The sequence below is a fragment of the Arhodomonas sp. KWT genome, assembly GCF_010993615.1.
Window position 1 is genome coordinate 1 of record NZ_WNXE01000500.1, and the last position, 1,183, is coordinate 1,183.

Sequence of the window (1,183 nt, forward strand, 5' to 3'; positions counted from 1 at the left end):
TCGCGCTCGAGCAGCCGCCGGGCCTCGGCGAGGTTGGCGGCGCTGCGCGCCTGGATGTCCATGCGCCCGAGCGTGAGCTCGGCGAGGTCGCGGATGTCCGCCTCGTCGTCGACGATCAGCGCCTGCGGTCTGTTCATGCCTGCCCTCCCTGCTGTGCTCCGTCCGGCGCCGCGAAGGTAACCCGAAAGCACGTCCCTGTCTCCTCCGGGCGCAGCTCGATGCGGGCGCTGTTGGCCTCGCAGAGTTCGCGGGAGAGGTAGAGGCCGAGGCCGGTGCCGCCGCGGCGGCTGGTGGCGAAGGGCTCGAAGAGGTGGTCCCGGATCTCGGCGTCGATGCCCGGGCCGTTGTCCCGCACCTCCAGGTACGGCGCGCCGCGTTCGTCGCGGCCGGTGACCACGGTCACCGCCGGGTGCTCGCCGGCGTGGTCCATGGCGTTGCGCAGCAGGTTCTCCAGGACCTGGCGCATGTGGGAGCGGTCGAAAAGGGCGGCGATCGCCGTGGCCTGAACCTCCACCTCGCCGCCGCTGAACGCCGCCCGCCACTCCGAGACCACCTGGGGCACCCATTCGGCCAGATCGACCGTCTCGCGCTGGGCGGGGGAGCGGCGGGAGAGCTGGAGGACGTTCTCCACCGTCTCGTTCAGCCGCCGGCTCTGCTTGGTGATGATCCCCACCAGCCGGCGGTCGCCGTCCTGCAGGTAGTCCGCCTCGCCGAGGAGCTGGGTGGCCTGCATGATCGCCGACAGCGGATTGCGGATCTCATGGGCGATGCTCGCGGTCAGCCGGCCCATGGACGCGAGCTTGGCCTGCTGGATCTGGGCACGCACCGCGGTGAGGTCCTCGAGGAAGAGCAGTGTCCCGCCGCGCTGGCTGTCGCCCACGGGGACGAACCGGGGCAGGTAGTCGATGCCGCTGACGGTGATCGGTGTGCGCTCGGTGTTCCCGCCCGCCTCGAACGCCCGCTGCAGGGCGGGTGCGCGTTCCGCCAGGGTGGGGGTCTCGCCGTCGAGGCTACCGATGATGCCGGCGGCCAGGCGGTTGGCCAGGCGGATGCGGCCGTCGCGGTCCAGGGCGATCACCCCGGTATCCAGTCGCTGGACGATGTGCGCGTTGAGCGCCTCCAGGTTGGCCACGTCGAGGCCGCGCTCGGCGGCCAGCGCCTCACTCTCCCGGGCGCGGCGGGC

At 72.3% G+C, this 1,183-nt stretch carries 1 protein-coding gene; it reads right to left on the reverse strand.

The features are described from left to right. Window positions 1-133: 133 nt before the first annotated feature. On the reverse strand, window positions 134-1,183 hold a 1,050-nt coding region (locus G7A99_RS20215; RefSeq protein WP_240466357.1), incomplete at its 5' end, for a PAS domain-containing sensor histidine kinase.